The 19,414-nt window shown below is 62.9% G+C and carries 18 protein-coding genes; 6 read left to right on the top strand and 12 right to left on the bottom strand.

The window, feature by feature from the left end; translation table 11 throughout:
• Position 1: 1 nt before the first annotated feature.
• The 11 genes from QCE88_RS19120 to manD all read right to left on the bottom strand — a co-directional run bounded on the left by QCE88_RS19120 (position 2) and on the right by manD (position 12,107).
• Positions 2–955, bottom strand: coding sequence for an acetaldehyde dehydrogenase (acetylating) (locus QCE88_RS19120; protein WP_309904985.1), 954 nt, complete (start codon positions 953–955; stop codon positions 2–4).
• Positions 956–990: 35 nt separating this feature from the next.
• Entirely contained in the window at positions 991–1,803 is an 813-nt protein-coding gene (locus QCE88_RS19115; protein ID WP_309904983.1) for a fumarylacetoacetate hydrolase family protein, read from the bottom strand.
• Positions 1,803–3,290 carry a 2-hydroxymuconic semialdehyde dehydrogenase gene (locus QCE88_RS19110; protein ID WP_309904981.1) on the bottom strand — a complete coding sequence of 496 codons (1,488 nt, stop codon included), beginning with the start codon at positions 3,288–3,290 and terminating at the stop codon, positions 1,803–1,805. The genes QCE88_RS19115 and QCE88_RS19110 overlap by 1 nt, the downstream gene beginning before the upstream one ends.
• 118 nt (positions 3,291–3,408) lie before the next feature.
• The gene (locus tag QCE88_RS19105; RefSeq protein WP_309904979.1) at positions 3,409–4,365 is read right to left on the bottom strand and encodes a LysR family transcriptional regulator; all 957 of its coding nucleotides are present in this window, start codon (positions 4,363–4,365) and stop codon (positions 3,409–3,411) included.
• A gap of 90 nt (positions 4,366–4,455) precedes the next feature.
• Positions 4,456–4,983 carry a 3-hydroxyanthranilate 3,4-dioxygenase gene (locus QCE88_RS19100; protein WP_309906514.1) on the bottom strand — a complete coding sequence of 176 codons (528 nt, stop codon included), beginning with the start codon at positions 4,981–4,983 and terminating at the stop codon, positions 4,456–4,458.
• Positions 4,984–5,005: 22 nt separating this feature from the next.
• Positions 5,006–5,428 carry a RidA family protein gene (locus tag QCE88_RS19095; protein WP_309904977.1) on the bottom strand — a complete coding sequence of 141 codons (423 nt, stop codon included), beginning with the start codon at positions 5,426–5,428 and terminating at the stop codon, positions 5,006–5,008.
• Positions 5,429–6,098: 670 nt separating this feature from the next.
• Entirely contained in the window at positions 6,099–6,914 is an 816-nt protein-coding gene (locus QCE88_RS19090; RefSeq protein WP_309906512.1) for a GntR family transcriptional regulator, read from the bottom strand.
• A gap of 114 nt (positions 6,915–7,028) precedes the next feature.
• Complete coding sequence (locus QCE88_RS19085; protein WP_309904976.1) at positions 7,029–8,324, bottom strand: MFS transporter; 1,296 nt, start codon at positions 8,322–8,324, stop codon at positions 7,029–7,031.
• A gap of 66 nt (positions 8,325–8,390) precedes the next feature.
• Entirely contained in the window at positions 8,391–9,428 is a 1,038-nt protein-coding gene (locus QCE88_RS19080) for an L-idonate 5-dehydrogenase (RefSeq protein ID WP_309904974.1), read from the bottom strand.
• A 30-nt stretch (positions 9,429–9,458) separates the two neighbouring features.
• Entirely contained in the window at positions 9,459–10,847 is a 1,389-nt protein-coding gene (locus tag QCE88_RS19075) for an MFS transporter (protein WP_309904972.1), read from the bottom strand.
• Positions 10,848–10,898: 51 nt separating this feature from the next.
• Positions 10,899–12,107, bottom strand: coding sequence for a D-mannonate dehydratase ManD (manD, locus tag QCE88_RS19070; RefSeq protein WP_309904970.1), 1,209 nt, complete (start codon positions 12,105–12,107; stop codon positions 10,899–10,901).
• 119 nt (positions 12,108–12,226) lie between these two features.
• On the opposite strand from manD, the gene QCE88_RS19065 reads away from it, so the two are divergent.
• A complete protein-coding gene (locus tag QCE88_RS19065) occupies positions 12,227–13,708 on the top strand; it encodes a mannitol dehydrogenase family protein (RefSeq protein WP_309904968.1) in 1,482 nt (493 codons plus the stop codon).
• Positions 13,709–13,779: 71 nt separating this feature from the next.
• On the opposite strand, the gene QCE88_RS19060 is transcribed toward QCE88_RS19065, so the two are convergent.
• Complete coding sequence (locus tag QCE88_RS19060; RefSeq protein WP_309904965.1) at positions 13,780–15,000, bottom strand: MFS transporter; 1,221 nt, start codon at positions 14,998–15,000, stop codon at positions 13,780–13,782.
• 75 nt (positions 15,001–15,075) lie between these two features.
• On the opposite strand from QCE88_RS19060, the gene QCE88_RS19055 reads away from it, so the two are divergent.
• From QCE88_RS19055 to QCE88_RS19035, 5 genes are all read left to right on the top strand, one after another.
• Positions 15,076–15,414 (top strand): winged helix-turn-helix domain-containing protein, encoded by a 339-nt coding sequence (locus tag QCE88_RS19055; protein ID WP_309904963.1) that lies wholly within the window; start codon positions 15,076–15,078, stop codon positions 15,412–15,414.
• Positions 15,415–16,039: 625 nt separating this feature from the next.
• A complete protein-coding gene (locus QCE88_RS19050) occupies positions 16,040–16,642 on the top strand; it encodes an amino acid synthesis family protein (protein ID WP_309904962.1) in 603 nt (200 codons plus the stop codon).
• Entirely contained in the window at positions 16,611–17,429 is an 819-nt protein-coding gene (locus QCE88_RS19045; RefSeq protein ID WP_309904960.1) for an alpha/beta hydrolase, read from the top strand. The genes QCE88_RS19050 and QCE88_RS19045 overlap by 32 nt, the downstream gene beginning before the upstream one ends.
• A 1-nt stretch (position 17,430) precedes the next feature.
• The gene (locus QCE88_RS19040; protein ID WP_309904958.1) at positions 17,431–18,363 is read left to right on the top strand and encodes a flavin reductase; all 933 of its coding nucleotides are present in this window, start codon (positions 17,431–17,433) and stop codon (positions 18,361–18,363) included.
• Between the two features lie 11 nt (positions 18,364–18,374).
• Positions 18,375–19,412 carry an LLM class flavin-dependent oxidoreductase gene (locus QCE88_RS19035; protein ID WP_309904956.1) on the top strand — a complete coding sequence of 346 codons (1,038 nt, stop codon included), beginning with the start codon at positions 18,375–18,377 and terminating at the stop codon, positions 19,410–19,412.
• Positions 19,413–19,414 lie beyond the last annotated feature (2 nt).

Raw genomic sequence — 19,414 nt, 5'->3', positions numbered from 1 at the left:
CTCAGGCTCCCTGCAGGCTCAGGCGCGCTTGCGCCATGCGCTCGGCCGTGGCGAGCGCGGCGGACGTCATGATGTCGAGATTGCCCGCATACGCAGGCAGATAGTGCGCGGCGCCTTCCACTTCGATGAACACCGACGTCTTCAATCCGCTGAAGTCGCCGAGTCGTGGAATGTGCAGCGGCGCGCCGCCGGGAATCTCATCGAACTGCACGCGCTGCTTGAGCCGATAGCCGGGAACGTACGCGTTCACGCGCGCCACCGTCTCTTCGATGGACCGCTCGATCTTCTCGCGGTCCGCGAGATCGGAGAGCGTGTAGACGGTATCCCGCATCATCACCGGCGGTTCCGCCGGATTCAGCACGATGATGGCTTTGCCCTTCTCCGCGCCGCCGACGGTTTCGATTGCCTTCGAGGTGGTCTCGGTAAATTCATCGATGTTGGCGCGCGTGCCCGGTCCCGCCGAACGGCTGCTGATCGACGCCACGATTTCCGCATAGCGGACCTTCACCACGCGCGACACGGCCGCGACAATCGGAATCGTCGCCTGGCCGCCGCACGTCACCATGTTGACGTTGGGCGTGTCGAGGTGAGCATCGAGATTCACGACCGGCACGCAATACGGGCCGATCGCCGCCGGCGTCAGGTCGATCATGCGCAGCGACGGCTTCAGCCGGCGCAACATGGCGTCGTTCTTCACATGCGCCCCGGCCGACGTCGCATCGAACACGATATCGATGTCGTCGAAGACGGGCAGCCGCGTCAGGCCCTCGGCGCCTTCGTGCGTGGTCGCGACTCCAAGCCGCGCGGCGCGCGCGAGGCCGTCCGAGTGCGGATCGATGCCCACCATCGCCGCCATCTTCAGAAGCCGGCTGTGGCGCATGATCTTGATCATCAGATCCGTGCCGATATTGCCCGAGCCGATCACGGCCACGGAGAGTCGGGTATCGTCGTTCATGCTCGCTCCATTCATGTTCGTCTTTCGCATCCGCTTCACGTGAGGCGGGAGAACAGCGCCCGGACCGTGCCGAGGCCTTGTATATGCGCCGTGAACACGTCGCCGGGATGCGCGGCGCACATCGGACCCAGTGCGCCGGTCATCACGATGTCGCCGGCACGCAGCGGCGCGCCCACCGCGACCATCTTGTCGGCAAGCCAGACTGCCGCGTTGAGCGGATTGCCGAGACACGCCGCACCCGCGCCGGCGCTGACCTGATCGCCGCCGCGCTCCATCAGCATTCCGCAGCCGGCGATATCGAAGGCATCGAGCGTGACCGGCCGGCTGCCGAGCACGAACAGGCCACTCGATGCGTTGTCCGCGACGGTATCGGCGAAACGAATGTCCCATTGCGCGATACGGCTTCCCACCACCTCGATGGCGGGCAGCGCATAAGCCGTCGCGGCGATGATGTCCGCGATCGTGTGGCGCTCGTGCACGAGGTCGCGCGACAGCACCAGCGCGATTTCCGCTTCGACCTTCGGCTGCTGCGTCCGCGCAAACGGAATCTCTTCGCCGTCGCCGTAGGCCATGTGATCGAACAGCATGCCGAAGTCGGGCTGGTCGACGCCGAGTTGCGTCTGCACCGACGCCGATGTCAACCCGATCTTGCGGCCCACGAGCCGTGCGCCTGCGTCGATGTGTCGTTGCGTGTTGATCTGCTGCACGCGATAGGCATTCGCGGCCGAATCGCCGTCGAGCGCGCCGATCGCCTCGCGTACCGGCGGTATGGCCACGAAGGGCGTGTGCGATTGCGCCGCCCACAGCGCATCGGCAATCGAATGAAGCGTGTCGGCCGATGTCGTCATCACGCCACCTTCACGCAGACAGTGGTGAGCTCGGAGTAGAAGTCCATCGAATGACGGCCGCCCTCCCGTCCGAAGCCCGATTGCTTCGCGCCGCCGAATGGCGTGCGCAGATCGCGCACGAACCACGCGTTGACCCACACGATGCCCGTTTCGATCTGCGGCGCCACGCGATGCGCGCGGCTCAGGCTGGTCGTCCAGACCGATGCAGCCAGACCGTACGCGCTGTCGTTCACGCGCCGCACGACTTCGTCTTCGTCGTCGAAAGGCGCGATATGGCAGACCGGGCCGAAGATTTCCTCGGTGACACAGCGCGCGTCATCGGGCAGGTCCGTCCAGATCGTCGGTTCGACGAACGCGCCGTCGTCGCAGGCGTTGCCGAAGCGCGGCACGCCGCCGCCCGTGACGACGGTCGCGCCTTCTTCCACGGCAAGCCGGAAATAGCCGAGCACCTTGTTACGATGGCCTTGCGAAATCAGCGGCCCGGTCGTCGTGCCCGCTTCATAGGGCGAGCCGACCCGCAGCGCTTCGGTCCTTGCCTTCAGCGCCGCGACGAAGCGCTCGAAAAGCGGACGCTCGACATAGACGCGCTCCGAACACAGGCAGACCTGTCCCGCGTTGGTGAAGCTCGAACGGAGCACGCCGTCGACGGCTGCATCGAAGTCCGCATCGGCGAACACGACGGCCGCATTCTTGCCGCCGAGTTCGAACGACACGTTCTTCACGCCATCCGCAACGGCCTTCATGATCGCGCTGCCCGTTTTCGATTCGCCCGTGAACGTGATGGCATCGACGCCGGGATGCTTCGTGAGCCACTCGCCCGCCGCGTTTGCACCGTGCCCGTGAATCAGGTTGAAGACGCCCGGCGGCAGGCCGATATCGCGCATGACTTCGGCCAGCAGCGTCGCCGACGTCGGCGTTTCCTCCGATGGCTTGGCGACGACGCAATTGCCCATCGCGAGCGCAGGCGCCACTTTCCACGTGAACAGCAGCAGCGGCAGATTCCATGGCGAGATCACGCCCACCACGCCGAGCGGCTTGCGCGTGACGTAGTTGAGCATGTCGCCGTCCGGCGTGGAGGTTTCGAAAAATTCGCCCGGCGCGGTGCGCACGAGATCGGCGAAGGTCCGGAAATTGGCGATGCCGCGCGTCACATCGAGACTGCGCGCCTGCGCGATCGGCCGGCCCGTGTCAGCGACTTCGGCGGCAACGAAGTCGTCGAAACGCGCTTCGATGCCATCCGCAATGCGCTGCAGCCAGTCGGCGCGCTCCGGTGCCCTCATGCGACGCCACGGCCCTTGCTGCGCCCGGCGCGCGGCCTGGATGGCGGCATCGACGGCGACGGCGTCTGCCTCGGCGACCCGCGACAGTTCGCGGCCATCGACCGGGCTCACGTTGGCGAAGCTGGCCTCTGCATCGACGAACTCGCCGTCGATGAAATGGCGCAGCCGCCGCGGCAAGGCGTTCGGTGCGCGGGCATTGGAAGTCATGTTCGCTCCTGCTCACTGGTTGACGTGAACCCAGTGTAGGAGCGTGCCCGCGCGCTGAAAAATCAATAGTTCCGACGTGGATATAAAGAACCGGAATACCCACGCGGCAGGTTGAAGATCAGGCGGATGCCCGTGTCACTTCATGCAGACATTCGACGAACGACTCGCATGCCGGACTCATTTCCTTGTTCGAACGCACCGAATAACCGACCGTGCCGAATGAACCGCTCTCCGGAATCTCCAGCATGCGCAACAACCCGGCGCGCACGAAACGCATCGCGGCGACACGCGGCATCACCGCGACGCGCGGCGCTTCGAGCAGCACGCCCAGATTGGTCAGCACGGAAAGCGATTCGATGATGTCCGTCGGCAGTGCGAGGCCGGCCTGCCGAAACATGCGCTCGACCGACTGACGCAACGGCGACTCCATGGTCGGCAGAATCCACGGCGCGTCGGCGATATCGCTCAACGATGTGATCGCTCCGCGCGCGATCGCCTGATCGCGTCCGACCACGACGGCCAGTGAATCCTCGAAGAGCGTGTGATGAGTGAGTGCGAACGCATCCGAAATGGGCAGATCGCTTTCGGGCAGACGCCCGACGACGATATCCACTTCGCCCGTCGCGAGCAGGGGAAAAAGCTCGACTGTCGGGCCTTCCCGCACCGTGACGAGCAGACGCGGCGCGCGTGCCTTGAGCGCCGTGATCGCCATGGGCAGCAAATGCGCGGAGGCCGAAATGAGGGTGCCGACAACCACATGCCCGGCAGTGCCGAAGCGAAAACTGTCGAGTTCCTCGCTCATGTGGCGGAACTCCGCGAGCAGCGATTTCACACGGCGGCCGACCACGATGCCCAGCTCGGTCGGTATCACACCGCGATTGTGGCGTTCGAACAGCGCGCCTTCGAACGAGGACTCGAGTTCCTGAACGACCTTCGTGACGGCGGGCTGCGTGAGTCCCATGTCGTCCGCCGCGCGCCGGATGGACCCGGTCTCCATGACGCGATCGAAGACCAGTAACTGGCTGAGCTTGAGGTTGCGACTCAGGCCGATCTGGCTAAGCGGAAAACGATGCATGATGGCGGCGTCGCTCCAGGCAGGGAATGAACCCGCATCTTAGCCGTGATTCCGCAACGGCCGCCGGCCTCGGTGATCGTCATGCACCGCTCAGGTCGCATCGCGGCCCGGATGCATCGTCCCGCAATGTGGGCAAGTCCGCTTTTCGGTCGACTCGTAGAAGGCGGCAAAGAGTGGCGGGAGGTCCTTGACGATGTCCTTCAATTGAACCTCTGCGCGATGCACCAGCGCGTCGCAGTTCGAGCAATACCATTCGAATCCATCGATCACACCGGTCGCGCGCTGACGCTCGATGACGAGGCACGCGCTGTTCTCTTCGGGACGTTGCGGCGAATGACGCACATGCGGCGGCATCAGAAACACATCGCCTTCGCGCAGTTCGACGCGTTCCCGACGTCCCTCCACGATCAGATTCAGCCACGCGTTGCCGCGAAGCTGATAGAAGAACTCCTCGTGCGGATCGTCATGAAAGTCGGTTCGATGATTGGGGCCGCCCACCACTGTCACGATGAAGTCGGTGTCTTGCCAGACCTGGCAATTGCCGACCGGGGGCTTGAGCAGATGAGCATGCTCGTCGATCCAGCGTGCGAAGTTGAACGGTTTGCCATTCAGCACCATCATCGTCTCCTGTTTGTGCGGATCAGCGCGGCGCGTACGCGACGGCCTTGATCTCGATGGTCAGCAAGGGATGCGGCAACTGATGGACAGCGACCGTCGTGCGTGCCGGCCCGTTCTCGTCGAAATACTCGGCGTAGACCTCGTTGTAGCCGCCGAAATCGTTCATGTTGACGAGAAACGCGGTGATGTCCACGACGTTCGCCAGCGTCGCGCCCTGCGCCGCAAGAATATCGCGGATGTATTCGATCACCGCACGTGTCTGCTGGCGAATATCGACTTCGGTCACGCCCGAGCCGTCCACCGAAGCGCCGGCGAAGCTATTGTCGGGCCGCCGCGAACTGGTGCCCGACACGAACAGCAGGTCGCCCGCGCGAACGAAATGAGGGAATCTGCCACGCGGCGTTGCCATGCCTTCAACCACGCCTGATCGAGTCTGGTGAATCATTGCGCTGTCCGGTCATTGTCGATGCTGACCAGTCTATGCGCCTGAAAATCGCCGGGGTAATCAATAACCGTGTCGCGGGTATTCCCGACAAGAATACCGGGTTGTTTCGATCGTCCTCAGCACTCGCGGGCGTTCGCCTGGGCGAAGGGATGAGCCAATCGATGCTGAGTCACCGCACGGTGTCACCGAATCGAGGCGTCGTGTGTACGCAGACGGACCTGCATGAAGTCGCCGGCGCAGACGTCCCTCATTCTGTTCAGAGGGTGACAGGGCTCACACTTCCAAAGTTTCCGACCTTCTCTGGGTCCGATATTCCAGTTGCCGACACGTTGAACGACGACACCATCTCGCTCCAGATGACAGGCAATGGCGTAACACCGCAATACACGGCAATCGACGATCGATGGCAAAACTTTCGCGCTGGTAGACATGGCCGGCGATCCGCGCCCGGGTGGCGAAGACTGGCGCGTCTTGCGTGGAGGCGTCCGTTCGCCTGCCATCGAGACGATGCTGGTGAGGCCTTACATCAACCGTCGTCGGCAATCACCGCTTCTTGATCCGGCTGGAGTCTTCAAGACTGCGCCCGCCGAAGATTCGTCGCATGCCGCCGCCGTTTCCCAGAACGACCATACGTCCGTTCCTGCAGCACGCAAACTCCACTCACTCATCCCTACTCCGACAGCGGCACCGTCTCCCGCTCATCCGCCTCGAACCAGTTCGGATTCCGCGCCGCAATAGGCCCGAGCGTCACCAGAATCTCCCTCAGATGCGCGCGCATGGCATGCTCGGCGGCATCCGGATCGTGCGACCGCAACGCAGCAAAAATCTTCGCATGCTGCCTGATCAGATGATCCAGTGGCGAATCGTCCGGCAGACTCAGATAACGCACGCGATCCATCTGCGCCTTGATGTCCTGAATCGTCTCCCACGCGGCGCCGCAATCGATCGTCTGCGCAATCGTGAAATGGAACGCTTCATCGAGCGCCAGAAAAGCGGCCGTGTCATTTGCCTTGGCTGCGACCTTCTGATCGCGCAGATTGTTGGCCAACAACTTGATCTGTTCGTCGGTGATATGTACAGCGGCCTTGCGCGCGACCGCGGTTTCAATCGCCTCGCGAATGAAGCGCCCTTCGCGCACGCGCCTCGGTGAAATACGCTTCACGAACGTGCCACGTTGCGGCAGCACCTGAAGCACGCCCGCTTCCACCAGCTTGATGAACGCCTCGCGCACCGGCTGGCGCGAGACATGAAACATGTCGGAGACCTCTTTCTCCGACAGCGGCGTGCCGGGCATCATCTCACCCACGAAAATCGCCTGACGCAGCGCGCGATAGATCTGCCGCGTAATGGGCTCGGGCGAATCCACCGACACGTGCGCGCGCAGGTCAGGCAGCATGACCGCCTCCGCGTCTCCTGCGCCCAGCCGGCGACGCCCGCGTTTGCGCGCCGGAGCTGCATGTTCGGCGCTGCCGGCGCGGGGGGACATCGTGTCGTCGGATTTCGAGGCTTTCATGTTTTCGATGCGGTGGGAAGGGTGTGCCTTGCCGCCATACTACTATGTTTCATTGCCATTTCAGGCGCATGATCGCGCTTCGCGGCGTTACGCCGTACGGGTTTGCGCCTCGCGGCTCGCCTGCTTTCTCGGCTCGCGGATGAAGACGAACGCACACAGTGCGCCGAGCACCGCAATACCGCCTGCAAGCACGAATGCCGCGCCATAGGCGCCATGCGCCGCTTCGACGATGAAGCCCGTCACCGCCGGCCCGATCACGCCGGCGAGATTGGCGAGAAAGTGCACGAAGCCGCTTACGCTTCCCACACGCTCGCGCCGCACGGTGTCCTGGATCACGGCCCAATAAACCGATCCGGTGACATACAGAAAGAAGATCGTCACCGACATCAGCGCGACGGCTCCCTGCGTGGTCTGCACGCGGCCCGCAAAGCCGACGCACAACGCCGCCATGCCCAGACACACCGACAGCACGATGCGCCGCGCCAGCAGCGGCTTGCCTGTGACGCGCAAGATCGCGTCCGTAATGAAGCCGCCCGCCGCGAGCCCGATGCTGCCGAGCAGCCATGGAATCACCGTCGCGATGCTCATGTCGCGCAGGGACATGTGATGCGCTTCGGTCAGATACGTCGGGAACCATGAGAGGAAGAAGAACAGCACGTAGTTATACGAGAAGAACGCGAACGCGGTGGCGAGAATGATCGGCTGGCGCAGGTAGAAGCCCAGACGCGCACCGCCCTGCCCGGCCTGCTCCTTCGATTCACCAAGGGTCTGCCCCGCGACGATCAGCTCGAGCTCGTCCTTCGTCACGCGCCGGTTCTGTTGCGGATGCTCGGTCGTCGTGAGGGCCCACAACACGAGCCACGCAAAGCCGATCAGCATGATGATGACGAACGCCCAGCGCCAGCCGAACTGCACCGCCATATAACCGACGATCGGACCCGCAAGCGCGCCGCCCAACGGCGTGCCCGAGTTAAGCACACCGATGGCGCTCGCCACTTCGCGACGCGGAAACCAGTTGTTGATCATCTTGCTGTTCGATGAACTGAAGGGCCCTTCACCCATCCCGAACAACACGCGCAGTACGATCAGCGAGGCAAGACTGCTCGCGAGCGCGGTCGCGCCGCAGAACAGCGACCAGATGCCCATTGCGCCGCCGAAGACTTTCTTCGCGCCGATCTTGTCCGACAACACGCCGCCGACGAAATTGAACAGCGCATAGCCGACAAAGAAGCTGCTGAACACCACGCCCATCTGCGCATGCGTGAAATGCAGGTCTTTCTGGATCAGCGGCGCGGCAATCGACAGCGCCGCGCGATCCAGATAGTTGATGACGCCCGCGAGAAACAGCAGGCCGACGACGAACCATCGCTGGCTTTTGATCATGTATGTCTCCTGTGCGCCGCGCGTTTTTGTTTATGTTGAATGGGCGGCTCGTGTTGTCGGGTGGGTTCAGTCGAACTGGATATGCACCTTCATCGACTGGTTGCGGTCATGCGCGACTTCGAACGCGCGGTTCGCGTCTTCGAGCGGGAACGCATGCGTCATCAGCGGCGTCAGATCGATGCGGCGCGACGCCAGCATCTCGGCGGCGATCACGTATTCATCGGTGAAGCGGAACGAGCCTTGATAGCGCAGTTCTTTCGACATCACGAGGTTGGCCGCGACCGGCGATTGTCCCGCCGGCAGATTGCCAAGCTGAATCACCGTGCCGCCCGCTCGTGCCGCGCGCAACGCGGTATCGAGTCCTGCCGGGCTGCCCGATGCCTCTATCACGATATCGAAACTGCCGCGCTCGCGCGACCATGCATCGATAGTCGCGCGATCGTCGGCCAGTACGGTTTCGTCGGCGCCCAGGGCGGCAGCCATCTGCAAGGCCTTCGGCGCGAGATCGACTGCAACGATGCCATGCGCGCCCGCACTGCGCGCCGCCGCCAGCACGATGCAGCCGATCGGTCCGCAGCCCACCAGCAGCAGCCTCGCGCCCACGAGCGTGCCCGCCTGCTTCAACGCATGAAGCGCAACGGCGAGCGGCTCGGCCATCGACGCCTGCGCGTAGTCGAGCGTGTCCGGCACCGGAACGCACTGACGCGCCGTCGCCGTGAGGTACTGGCGGAACATGCCCTGCATATGCGGAAACGTCGATGCACTGCCCATGAAGCGCATCTTCAGGCAATGATTCGGCATGCCCTTCACGCAGAAGCGGCATTCGCCGCAATTGAGGCCCGGATTCACGGCGACACGCTGGCCGACCCGCAAGCCGCTCACGCCTGCGCCGAGCGCCGCCACTTCCCCCGCGACTTCGTGGCCGAGCACGAAGGGCTCACGCACCGCAAAATCGCCGCTTTTGCCCTTGAAGTAATACGACAGGTCCGAGCCGCAGATGCCGCCCGCGCGCACGCGTATCTGCACCTGGCCCGCGAGCGGCTGCGGCGTATCGATTTCGTCGATGGAAAGCTTCTTCGCTTCGTGAAGGACGGCTGCAAGCATGATGAGGTTCTCGTGTTGACGCGTGGAGAGTCAGCGGCGCGCAGCCGGCGTGGCTGCCGCAAGCGCTTCGTTCGATTGATTCGATTGGTTCGATACCGCATCGCGCGACGGCGCGATCCAGTCATGCAGGTCACCGCCGCGTCGCACGGGCGCAGTCTCGGGCAACAGGAAGATCGAGATCGCCGATACGATGCCGAGCACAGCGACGTACGCAATCAGGCCAGTGGAACTGCCGCCCGTCGCCTGGATCAGCTTGACCGCGACCAGGCCAAGCACGCCGCTGCCAATCAGGGAACCGATCTGCCAGATCAGCGCAATGCCGCTGCATCGCACGCGCGCGGGAAACAGTTCCGGAAAGAGCGAGGCCTGCGGTGCATAGCACAGACTGTGGCCCACGGTGATCGCCAGGATCATCACGGTCTGGATCGCAAGACGGTTGCCGCTGTCGATCGCATGAAACAGCGGCGCGACCAGCAGCACGTGCAGCACCGCGCCCGCCATGAACGTGGCGCGGCGTCCAATGCGGTCGGACAGCGCACCGGCCAGCGGAATCGCGATGAGTTCGAGCACGACCGCAACGATGATGGTCTGCAACAGGAGCGCATCGGAAACCTGATGCGCGCGGCCATAGGCGAGCACGATCATCGTGTACATGCCGAACGTGCAGGCCTCGATCAGCTTCGCGCCGACGCCTTTGACAATGACGCCGCCATGTTGCTTCACGACCTCGACCACCGGCCGCGATTCAACCGCCTGCGTCGCGCGAATGGCGGCGAACACGGGCGACTCCTCGGTACGCAAGCGGATATACAACCCGACCACCACCAGCACGATGCTGCCGAGGAACGGCAGCCGCCAGCCCCAGCTCATGAACTGATCGTGCGTGAGTGCGGACGTGAGGATCGCGAAGATGCCCGATGGAATCAGAAAGCCCGCAGGCGCGCCCAGTTGCACGAGACTCGCGAAGAAGCCGCGTTCACGCGGCGGAGCGTATTCCGCCGTCAGCAGCACCGCGCCCGCCTGTTCGCCGCCCACGCCGAAGCCCTGCAACACGCGAATGAAGATGAGCGCAGCGGGCGCCCAGATGCCCGCTTGCGAATAGTCCGGCAGAAGACCGATGGCGAAGGTGCCGAGACCCACGATCAGAATGGTCACGATCAAAGCCTTCTTGCGTCCCAGCTTATCGCCGAAGTGACCGAACACGATGCCGCCGATTGGTCTTGCAACGAAGCCCACTGCGTACGTGGCGAACGCGGCGAGTGTGCCGATCAGCGGATCGCTCGCCGGGAAGAACTTCGCGCCGAACACCAGCACCGCCGCCGTACCGTATACGAAGAAATCGTAGTATTCCGCTGCCGTGCCGATGGTCGATGCCGCTGCCACCCTGCGCAGCATCGCGTTCGTCTCCTTGTCCGCCATGTCTTGTCGTCTCCGCTAATAATGTTTTTTCTACAGCCTGACCGTCTGCTGTCACCAGTTCCAGAGCGTGCCGTCTTCCAGCCGCGCGACCGGCAGCCAGGCGGGATCGTAGGGATACTTCGCGGCAAGCGTCTCGTCGATATCCACGCCGTGACCCGGTGCATCGCCCGGATGCATCATGCCGCGATCGAACGACCACGCATGCGGGAAGACGTCGAGCGCTTCCTGCGGAAAGCCCATGTATTCCTGCACGCCGAAGTTCGGCACCCACAGGTCGAAGTGCAGTGCGGCGCCCATGCAGACCGGCGACAGGTCCGACGGCCCATGACAGCCCGTCCGCACCTGATACAGCGAGGCGAAATCCGCGATGCGCCGCAAGTGCGTGATGCCGCCCGCGTGCGTGAGCGTCGCGCGGATATAGTCGATCAGTTGTTCCTCGATCAGCTGTTTGCAATCCCAGATGCTGTTGAAGACTTCGCCGACTGCAATCGGCGTGACGGTATGTTCGCGGATCAGGCGGAAGCCGGCCTGATTCTCGGCGGGAGTGGGATCTTCCATCCAGAAGAGACGATACGGCTCGATGGATTTGCCCAGTCGCGCGGCTTCGATCGGCGTCAGCCGATGATGCACGTCGTGTAGCAGGTGCGTGTCGAAGCCGAACTTCCCGCGCACGGCTTCGAACAGCTTCGGCACGAAATCCAGATACTTCTCGGACGACCAGCTCTGCTCTTCCACCGCGCCCTTGGTCGCGGGCTCGTACATGCCGCTTCCTTTCGATACGCCATACACCGAGCGCATGTTCGGCACGCCGCACTGAATGCGAATAGCCTGGTAGCCCTGCTCGATGTGTTCCTCGTATTTGTCGAGCGCTTCGGGAATGTCGCGGCCCGTCGCGTGTCCGTAGACCATCACGCCTTCGCGCGATGCACCGCCGAGCAGCTTGTAGAGCGGCGTTTTCGTGACCTTGCCGAGAATGTCCCACAGCGCCATGTCGACGGCGGCGATGGCGGTCATTGTCACCGGACCACGGCGCCAATACGCGCCCTTGTAAAGGAACTGCCAGGCATCTTCAATACGACCGGGATCGCGGCCGATCAAAAGCGGACACACATGGTCCTTCAGATACGACGCCACCGCCAGTTCGCGGCCATTGAGCGTGGCATCGCCGATGCCGTGGACGCCCTCGTCCGTCACCACCTTCAAGGTCACGAAATTGCGACCCGGACACGTCACGATGACATCCGCACGAATGATCTTCATAGGGGAATTCCTTAGATGGCGAAACCTTCGAGTGAATACTACCATACCAGTATGTTACGGAGTCACTCCGGGTTTTCCCTCCGTCGTCCCGACGCGAAATCAATCAACGCTACCGACTTATGACCAGCGCAAACAGGCTTGCACGTACTCGTCTCGATACATTGCAGACGCACCTTCTCTCGCCGGAATGGCGCGAGCCGGATATCGGCATCGTGCATCTCGGCATCGGCAATTTTCATCGTGCGCACGAGGCGCTTTATACCGAAGAGGCGATGCTCGCGCGCGGCGGCGACTGGGGCATTTGCGGGGTCACCTTGCAGGGCGATGTCAGCAAGCGCGATGCACTGATGGCGCAGGATGGTCTCTATAGCGTGGTCGAACGCGGACCTGACGGCGTGCGTGTGACCGTCGTGCGTGCGCTGCGCGAAGTGCTCGCGATGCCTGTCGACCGTGCGCGCCTGTTCGAACTGCTGGCGGATGCGCGCGTGCGTATCGTGTCGCTGACCGTGACGGAAAAGGGCTATTGCCGCGACGCGACCACCGGCGATGCGGACTTCTCCCATGCAGCCGTCATGAGCGACCTGGCCCGGCCCGATGAACCGTCCACCGTTCCCGGCATTCTTGCGGCAGCATTGAAGGCGCGCCGCGACGCGGGCGTGCTGCCCTTCACCGTGCTCTCATGTGACAACCTCTCGCATAACGGCGCGGCGCTGAAACAGGTGGTCGTATCGTTTGCGGCGCGGCTCAGTGCGTCGCTTGCGGCGTGGATCGAGTCACAGGTCGAGTTTCCATCGACGATGGTGGACCGCATCGTGCCCGCCACAGCCGTTGCCGATCGTGAAGCCGCGCGCAACGCGCTCGGTGTCATCGATGAGGTGCCCGTGCCGTGCGAGCCGTTCCGGCAATGGGTGATCGAAGACCGCTTTGCTGCGGGGCGTCCGGCGTGGGAAGTCGCGGGCGCACAACTGGTGGAAGACGTCGCGCCCTTCGAGATCGCCAAGCTGCGCATGCTGAACGCCACGCATTCGACGCTTGCGTATCTGTCGATGCTCGCGGGCTTCGAAACCGTGAGCGAGGCCGTCGGCCACGCGCCGCTGCGCACGCTGATCCACGCGATGATGACGCATGAGATCGCGCCGACGCTCGACGTGCCGGCCTCGTTCGACTTGCTCGCCTATCGCGATGCGCTGCTCGACCGTTATGCGAATCCGGCGCTGAAGCATCGCTGCGCGCAGATTGCAATGGACGGCAGCCAGAAGCTGCCGCCCCGTATCCTGGCGACGATCGAAGCGCGTATCGCGAAGGGCAAGCCGTTCGAACGGCTTGCTCTGGCGGTGGCGGCCTGGTTCGTGTTCCTGCGCGGACAGGCCGATGACGGTACGCGCTATTCGATCAGCGATCCGCTTGGCGAGCGGCTTACACAGCTCAGCATGTCGGCTGAGAATGCGGAACAACTCGTCGATGCCATGTTGTGCGTGCGAGACGTTTTTCCCGAAGCGCTGGCGAAGGAGAATGCGCTGAGAGCTTCGCTCATTCGAGGCGTTCGAGCGCTTGAAGGTGGTGCGCGTCCGGCTATCGAAGATTATGCGGAGATGCGTTGAGCAGGAGGCTTGGCTTCAGTCTGTTCGGCTTGCCCAACCGCGGCTCTGACGTCGCGTGCCTCCCGCGTGCCTCAAGCGTCAGACCTTCTCTCGTCGCGAAGCGTCATCGTGAGTATGACTGCCGCACATGCAATTGTGGATTCAACGATGAAGGCGTCCCGGAACGATCCGAACCAGCTCGGGAAGTATCCCGCAATGACGTTACCCAATGTCGTTCCGAGACCCAGAAAGACGTTAGCGACAGCAAACACCGAAGTCACAGTGCGAGGCTCGACGGTCTTGCTGATATAGGCGGGAATCAGGCCGTAGATCGCATAGAACGATACGCCGAAACAGATGGCGGCCGCCTGCAATTGCCAGACTTCCGAATGAAGCGCGACCAGTAGCGCGGAACAAGCCAGCGCCGCATAGGATAGCGCGAGGGCAATACGCACGCCGGCCTTGTCGGCCGCCAGGCCTGCAACGAAGCCGCTGAAGAGTCCCACGGCACCGATGATCGACCATAAGCGGCCAATGGTCTCGAGCGCATAACCCTTTTCAGCGGCCAGAAAATTCTGCCACGGACCGCAGACCATCCCGGCCAGTGCCAGCAAGATCCACACCGTGAGGTTGCGCCCCGTCGCCAGTCGCCGCCAGCCATCGGATGCGCGACGGTTCTCTGCGTTCCTTGCTGTCTCGTGGACGAAGACTGGCGATGCGAACACGCGGAGCGCGATAAAACCGAACAGCGTGATGGCAAGCGATGTCGAGCCCGCCACGATCCATATCGTGCGCCATGCGTCGCCCGGCAGAAGCCAGGATACGAGAAAGCCATTCGCGACTTGTCCATAGGCGGTCCCGCTGGATATCAGTCCATTGACACGGGATCGGTAGCAGGACGGCACGTTTTCAGCGACTGCGCCGGCAGTCGGTATGACCATGAACGCCGCGGCTGCGCCGAGACCGGCAAGAACGAAGCCGGTCTGCACGACGCTGTTCACGCCCGCAAAGAGCAGCAGCAGCATGCTCGCCGCAGCGACGGCGCCCGTGATGACCCGGCCCGCGCCGAAGCGGTTTGTGAGGAGCGGACAAAGCAGCGCGGCTGCGAGGTAAGCAGTCTGTGCGCCGCCGGCCACGATACCGACCGACGCATAGCCGAACCCTAAACGCTCGCGCATCACTGGTACGACCAAGGCAAACAGATAGAGCCCGAAGCCGAACACGACCCCGACGAAGAGCGTGAAGACGATGGCGATACTGACCGTGCGTGCGATGGGCTGTGTGCGTGTGGATGTGCGTGCGGTCGTCGCCATGGCAATCTCAGCCCCGATGGAAATCTATATAGATAAGATACAATATAGATACCTCATGTCAAGGACGCTTGCGTCATGCAGGAATCGGACAACCTGGATGAGAGTCGGCTGCAGAAGGCGCTTCAGGCGCTTTCGAACCGTCATCGCCTCGCGATACTGATGTGGCTCGCCGAGCCGGAAAAGCATTTCCCGCCGCAGCGGGACGGTGATCTCGTAAAGGACGGCGTCTGCGTCGGGTTCATCACCGAGAAGATCGGCTTGAGCCAGCCTACGGTGACGACGCATATGCAGGCACTGGCGAGGGCCGAGCTGGTCACCTCGAAAAAGATCAAGAACTGGGTGTATTACAAGCCGAATCGACTCATGATCGACCGGGTGCTCAGTGAGCTGGATCGCACGCTGCGTCATTTGTGAGCGCTTGCAGGGGACGTTGGCCGGCTCACCATCAGCACCAAGAACATCTTTCCGATCGCGATGCACGCGCTCCGGCTGCGGGGCCAGTAGCGTGCATGGGCCACACCTTGGATCAGTGAAGACGAGCAACGCTCGCCTGCCCCGACCATCCTCGCGGGCCAGTTCATCTCCATCCAGACTCGGTGGACGGAAATGGCGCGCAGGTGTTCCGGCTCAGGTCCACTTCGAAACCGTCTTGCCTGTCGGCCCGGCAGGGCACGTCGCGCCTGAGCAGCCGACGGTGTTGCCCCGCGCCGGCCAACTGGACCTGGCGACTGAGCTCGCCCCAGCAAAGAACGGCTCATCGCCCGTCTCCAAACTTCCCCGCCTTTCGCACCTCGCCCCTCTTCGCGTCGCTATTCAACCCTGAACCGTCGTTCGCACGCCGGTGCGCCAGCGACACGCAAAAGTCCGCCGTTGCGGGCTTTCAAACCGCAGGCACCGCCGCCTGCCCCACATGGCGCCCCCCCCATCCGAACAGCATCCGCAGAGGCTTTCTCGTCCACTTCGGGGTAAACGCGAATGGCATGCCGTACTATGGAATACCAAAATACACCCATCCCCTCACCGTTCGCGAGAACCTCCCATGAACCTGATTCGCAAATCGATCCTGCACGTCGAGACAATCCACGTGGATGGCGCCAAGGACGCGGCCAAGCCACTCAAGCTGATCGGCGCGGCTGCTGTCATCAAGAACCCGTGGGCCGGCCGGGGCTATGTCGAAGACCTGTCGCCGGAAATCCGCGCGCTCGGCCCGCAGCTCAGCGAATATCTGACCAAACTGATCCTCGATGAAGCCGGCTCGGGCGAAGCGATTGAAGCCTTCGGCAAGAGCGCGATCGTCGGCGTCGACGGTGAACTCGAACACGCCTCCGCACTGATTCACACGCTGCACTTCGGCAACATCTATCGCAGCGCGGTCGGCGCCAAGTCCTATCTCGCCTTCAACAACACGCGCGGCCCGGCCAATGCGCCGCTGCTGATTCCGATGATGGACAAGAACGACGAAGGCCGTCGCTCGCACTACCTGACGCTCCAGTTCGCCATTCCCGATGCGCCCGCAGCCGATGAACTCGTCGTCGCAATCGGCGGCGCAACGGGTGGCCGTCCGCATCACCGCATCGGCGATCGTTACAAGGATCTCGCAGAGCTTGGAAATGACGTCAAGAACCCTGCTGCTGTCAAGTAATCGCAGCGCTCATTGCATTGAGCAGGGAACCGGCGAGCCGCTGGTTCTGATTCACGGCGTCGGCATGCAGGCGAGCGCGTGGTATCCGCAGATCGACGCGCTCTCGCAAGACTTTCGCGTCATCGCTGTCGATATGCCCGGTCACGGCCAGAGCGATCCGCTCGATGCACACGCCACGCTGCCGCAATTCGTGCAGTGGGCCGGCGAGTTCATCGAAGCGCTGGATGCCGGTCCGGTCAATCTCGCGGGCCACTCGATGGGTTCGCTGATCGCGGCAGGCGTCGCGGTGACGCGTCCCGATCTGGTCCGGCGCGTCGCCGTGCTGAACGGCGTGTATCGGCGCAGCATTGAAGCGCGGCAGGCCGTGCTGGATCGTGCGGCGGAACTGCGCTCCGGCACCATCGACGTCGACACGCCCCTGCGCCGCTGGTTCAACGAAGACGAAGCGCAGCGGATTGCAGCACAGCGCGTGGAATCGTGGCTGCGGGCGGTGGATCTCGAAGGCTATGCGACCGCTTACACCGCCTTCGCCCGGGGCGACGAAACCTATGCCGATGGCTGGCATGAGATCGGCTGCCCTGCGCTCGTGCTGACCGGATCGGACGATCCCAATTCGACGCCGGCAATGGCCGAGCAAATGGCGCGAGCGGCACACAACGGCCGCGCCGTGGTGATCGAAGACGAGCGTCATATGGTGAATCTGACCGCGCCCGAAGCCGTCAATCGCGCGTTGCGCGCCTGGCTGCAAGTCGAGCCGGACATCGAAACGATGAAGCTGGAGGTGTGAGTTGAGCACGCTTGGCGTATCTGCTGCCCCAATCAATACCCGCGAATTGCGCGATGCGTTCGGCGCGTTCATGACGGGCGTCACCGTCGTCACCACCACGCGCGACGACGGCGCGCCGCTCGGCTTCACCGCGAATTCGTTCTCGTCCGTCTCGCTCGATCCGGCCTTGCTGCTGGTGAGCATCGCGAAGACGTCGAGCAATTACCAGGCGTTCTCGAGCGCCGGCCACTTCGCGATCAACATCCTCGCCGAAGCACAGAAGGATGTATCGAACACTTTCGCGCGTCCGAGCGAGGACCGTTTTGCGACCATCGACTGGCGTTTGAGCGCGCATGCCAATCCGCTCATCGACAACGTGAGCGCGTGGTTCGACTGCACCACGCATAACGTCATCGATGCCGGCGATCACGCGCTGATCCTCGGCAAGATCGAAGCATTTCATTCGGCGGGCCACGCGGGCCTCGGCTATTACCGTGGCGGCTATTTCACGCCGGCAACGGTCGCAACGGAAGTCATCGCAGGACCGAGGGTCGTCGTGAGCGCGATCATCGCGCGCGACGACAAGGTGTTGCTGACACGCACGGCCGACAACAAATGGACCATTCCGTCGAAGGAAATCGGCCCTGCGGGCGCGGACAAGGCACTGGCCGATCTCTTCAGCAAGTACCAGCCAGAGGCATCGGCGAGCTTTATTTACTCGGCCTACAACAACACCGAAACGCATCACCAGTACATCTCGTTCCTGTGCAGCGCGCCGGACGAAGTCCCGGCCGCGGGCGAGTTCGTCGATATCGCCGATATCCCTTCGGACGCGTTCGCCGACAGCGCACTCGCCAGCATGCTCGCGCGCTATCACAAGGAAAACCAGTTGAAGCGTTACGGTCTGTACTTCGGCGATCACAGCAACGGCACCGTCCGCCCGCTTCATTCCTGAAAGGTCACATCATGCGTTTTTCCCTTTTTGCTCATATGGAGCGTGTCTCCGATAAGACCACTCAGAAGCAGTTGTACGAGGAGATGGTCGAACTGTGTCAGATCGCCGATCGCGGCGGCATGCACGCCGTGTGGACCGGTGAGCATCACGGCATGGATTTCACCATCGCGCCGAATCCGTTTCTCAATCTCATCGATCTCGCCAACAAGACGAAGCACGTGCGACTCGGCACGGGCACGGTGATCGCGCCGTTCTGGCATCCAATCAAGCTGGCCGGCGAGGCGGCGATGACCGACATCATCACCAATGGGCGGCTGGAACTGGGCATTGCGCGCGGTGCGTATTCGTACGAATACGAACGCCTGTCGCCGGGTCTCGATGCATGGCAGGCCGGGCAGCGCATGCGCGAACTCATCCCGGCAGTGAAGAAGCTCTGGGAAGGCGACTACGCGCACGAAGGCGAATACTGGCGCTTCCCTTCGTCGACCTCGTCGCCGCTGCCATTGCAACAGCCGCATCCGCCCATCTGGGTCGCCGCGCGCGATCCGAACAGCCACGAATTCGCCGTATCGAATGGATGCAACGTGCAGGTCACGCCGCTGCACTTCGGCGATGAAGAAGTCGAAAAGCTCGTCGGCCACTTCAATGCCGCATGCGACAAATTCAGCGATGTGCCGCGTCCCGAGATCATGCTGCTGCGTCACACCTACGTCGCGAGCAACGAAGCGGACGCACACGTGGCCGCAGATGAAATCAACGCGTTCTACAACTACTTCGGTGCCTGGTTCAAGAACGAGCGACCGGTCAGCCGCGGCATGATCAAGACGCTGACGAAGGAAGAGATGGCCGCCCATCCGTTCTATACGCCGGAAGCCATGCGCAAGAACAACGTGATCGGCACGCCCGAAGAAGTGATCGCGCGCCTCAGGGCTTACGAAAAACTCGGCTTCGACGAGTATTCTTTCTGGATCGATACGGGCATGAGTTTCGAGCGCAAGAAGGCATCGCTCGAACGCATGATCAACGATGTGATGCCCGCCTTCGCGTGAGG

This window comes from Caballeronia sp. LZ035 (assembly GCF_031451175.1).
Taxonomy (GTDB): Bacteria; Pseudomonadota; Gammaproteobacteria; order Burkholderiales; family Burkholderiaceae; genus Caballeronia.
The sequence above is the reverse complement of the archived record's forward strand: the minus strand, read 5'-3'. Positions and strand labels throughout refer to the sequence as shown.